The following is a 3821-nucleotide window of genomic DNA, read 5'->3' as shown; positions in this document are numbered from 1 at the left end:
CCTGAGAATCTTAAGATAGATGCAAACTCTATGATACTTTTTGAAGATATTTCTATAGAGATGAAATCCCAAAGTGAAATGGTAATTAAAGTTGAAAAAGCAATTACAATTTATAACAAATTAGCTGACCATTATGCGGATGTTTCTGTGCACTATGACAAAAGAAAATCAATAAGAAGTATCTCAGCATATATTTATGACGTATTTGGGAATGAAGAAAAAAAAATAAGAAGGAGTGATTTCAAAGATTATAGTGCTTATGATGGTATTTCATTGCACAATGACGGAAGACTGTTGCACTATGATTACACACCAACTTCATATCCCTATACCATTTATTATAAATATGAAGTAAAAACTTCAAATACAGCTTTCATAAATAGATGGATTCCAATTTCGGGATACTTTCAAAGTATTCAAAATTCAAAATTCACGATAAAATATCCTTTAGATGTTACGCTTAGAAAATCTGAAAAAAACTTTAACAACCTACCCATTAAAATAAAAGAAATTCATGGTTTATTAAGTTATGAAATTAGTGAAATACCTGCAATAAAATACGAGTCATATGCACCATTATTTTTTAATATTGTTCCAAATGTGAAGTTAGGAGTTAATAAATTTAATCTTGAAGGAGTTGATGGAGAAGCTAATAATTGGAGTGAATTTGGAAAATGGTATTATGATAATTTAATTGAAAGTACACTTGATTTACAAGAAGCCACAAAGCGAAAAATTAAAGATTTGACTTCAAATGTTTCAGAACCAATTGAAAAAGCAAAAATTGTATATGAATATGTTCAAAACAAAGTACGATATATAAGTGTGCAAGTTGGTATTGGAGGTTTTAAACCAATGCAGGCAAATGATGTGGATAATTTGGGATATGGTGACTGCAAAGCTTTAACTAATTATACTGCGGCACTTTTAAAAGAAGTTGGAATTCCTTCATACCATACGTTGATTCATGCTGATAATAAAATAGATTTTGACGAAAAAGTTGCATCACCCGAAGGAAATCATATGATTTTATATGTACCAATTTCTAATCAAGATATTTGGCTTGAGTGTACAAGTCAAAAAAATCCTTTTTCTGAGATAGGTGATTTTACGGATGATAGAGATGCACTTATTGTTACTCCTGAAGGCGGAATTATTAAGCATACTAAAATATATAAAACTGAGGAAAATCTGCAATTCACAAAAGGAAGTTATTCCATTGATAATTTAGGCACTATTACTGCCCAAGTAATAATAGAATCATCAGGAACTCAATATGGTGATAATTTGCAAAAATACGATGGTGAAAGCCCTAAAGAATTAGATGTGTTATTCAAAAAATATTTATCGAATATAAATAACATTAAATTTTCTAAAATTGAAGTTTTCAATAATAAAAAGGATTTTAAATATGAAGAAACTTTAGAATTTTCGGCTTCAAATTATTCCTCAACTATTGGCGATCAGTTATTAATACCAATTAATGCATTTAATAAAAATACAGATGTGCCAAAGCGTATTAGAAATAGGAAATTACCGTTCGAAATTTCAAGTGGGTTTATAGATATTGATGAAATTGAAATAAAATTACCTGTCTTATATTCCGTTGAATATATTCCAGAAAATATAGAGCTAAAATCTGAATTTGGGTTGTATACGATAACATTTACAAAAGTAGTTCAGAATACATATATATATAAAAGAACATTAAAGATTGATAAATGTAAATTTCCGAAAGAAAATTATGAAGCCTATAGAAGTTTTAAAAAAGATATTCAAAAATATGATAATTTAAAAATTATTTTAAAAAAAATAAATTAGTATGAAAAAGATTTTAATCACAGTAGTGTTATTATTAATAAACAACCTTGTAATTGCCCAAAATTACAAATTTGGAAAAGTTTCAAAAGAAGAATTAGAAGAACAATTTTATCCCCAAGATTCTTCTGAAAATGCAGCATATTTGTACAAAAAAAGGAAAACGTATACTGTAATTACAGCTGGAAAAGTTCAATTGATTACAGAAGTACATGTTAGAATGAAAATATACAATCAAGAAGGTTTTGATTGGGCAACTGAGGAGGTAGATTTATATGGAAAGTCTGATGGTGAGAAGTTATCTAGTTTAAAAGCAGTCACATACAATCTTGTTAACGATGAAATTATTGAGACAAAATTCGATAAAGATAATTTATATAGTGTTGAAAAAAGCTTAAATATTGTTCAGAAAAAGTTTACAATGCCAAATGTAAAAGTGGGGTCGGTTCTTGAATGGACATACAAAGTTTATTCACCTTACTATTATAGTATTGATGATGTTATTGTACAATATAAAATTCCTGTAAAAAAATATGAAGCAACACTTGTATTATTAGAATGGTTAATTTTTAATAAACGTCAAAAAGGTTATTATTTATTTAAGATTAATGAAACTTATAAGGTTAATCATGATTTTGATACAAGAGATAGAGTAATAGAGATAAATGAAAATAATGTACCTGCATTAAAAGAAGAGCCATATGTGAATAATATTCATAATTATGCTGCTGGTTTACAATTAGAGGTTGCAGCTTTTCGAGCACCAATATTAGGTATTTATGAAAATTATACAACAAGTTGGAAAGAGATAGTAAAGGATATTAATAAGAATCCATCATTTGGAGGTGAAATAAATAAAATTGGACATTTAAAAGATGATATAAAAATATTAAGCACTGAATTAACAACTTTACCACAAAAAATAGTTGGCTCACTAGAATATGTAAAAAGTAAAATTAAATGGAATGAGCATAATGGAAAATACGCCGAAAAAGGATTACGAAAAGCCTACAAAGAAGGTGCAGGTAATTGTGCAGATATAAATCTAACACTTGTTGCGGTATTAAGGGAGTTAGGAGTTGAAGCAAATCCAGTATTAGTAAGTACTAGGAGTAATGGAATTCCAGTTTTCCCAACCTATAAAGGGTTTAATTATGTTGTTGTCGTAGTTGAAGCAGAAGAAGGGAATATTTTGCTTGATGCTACTGAAAAATATAGTACACCAAATGTCTTACCATTAAGAGCAATTAATTGGAATGGAACCATTGTTAGAGAAAATGAAAATGTTGATTTTGTTGAATTGGGTTCAACAGTAGTTTCTAATAAGACTTTCTTTTTAAATTATAAAATAGAGGAAAATGGTTTTGTTGAAGGTAGTAATATGATTAAATATGAAAACCTTTCAGCATTAGATTACCGAAATAAAAATGTTAGTTTATCTGAAGAAAATGTTAGAAGTGCTATAGAACAATCTAATGGAAGTATTGAATTGGTAAATTTTCGTGTTTCAAACTTAAATGAAACTTCTAAACCAATTGTAGAAATGTATACATTTGAAAAAGAAGATGGTGTTGATGTAATTGGGGATAAAATTTATTTTAAACCATTATTGTTTAATGCAATTACAGAAAATCCTTTTAAATTAGAGACAAGAGAATACCCTATTGATTTTGGAACATCATGGGGGAAAAAAGTAAGTGTTTCCATTCAAATACCTGAGGGATATAAAGTTGAATCTATTCCTGAGAATATAGCTATTGGAATAAAAGATAATATGGCTACATTTATTTATAATATAAATGTTAAGAGTAATTTAATTCAAGTAATATTAGATTTAAAAATAAATAGTGGTGTAATACCAGCTAATTATTATCAAGAAATAAAGGAGCTTTACAAATTACTTGTAAACAAAAATTTAGAACAAATAGTGTTGCAAAAAGAATCATAGAAAAGTTAAATAAATATTAAAAACAATTTAGAATCGTTATAAATAAGTATTTTGT

The 3821-nt window shown here is 27.5% G+C and carries 2 protein-coding genes; both read left to right on the top strand.

Annotation, left to right across the window (positions count from 1 at the left end; all coding sequences use genetic code 11):
- Positions 1 to 1821, top strand: a 1821-nt coding sequence (locus ABY863_RS13140; protein ID WP_372795568.1) for a DUF3857 domain-containing protein, incomplete at its 5' end; no start/stop codon positions are given.
- Position 1822: 1 nt separating this feature from the next.
- Positions 1823 to 3766, top strand: a complete 1944-nt coding sequence (locus ABY863_RS13135; protein ID WP_372795566.1) for a transglutaminase domain-containing protein — start codon at positions 1823 to 1825, stop codon at positions 3764 to 3766.
- Positions 3767 to 3821: the final 55 nt, after the last annotated feature.

This window comes from Lutibacter sp. (assembly GCF_041562875.1).
Taxonomy (GTDB): domain Bacteria; phylum Bacteroidota; class Bacteroidia; order Flavobacteriales; family Flavobacteriaceae; genus Lutibacter.
The sequence above is the reverse complement of the archived record's forward strand: the minus strand, read 5'-3'. Positions and strand labels throughout refer to the sequence as shown.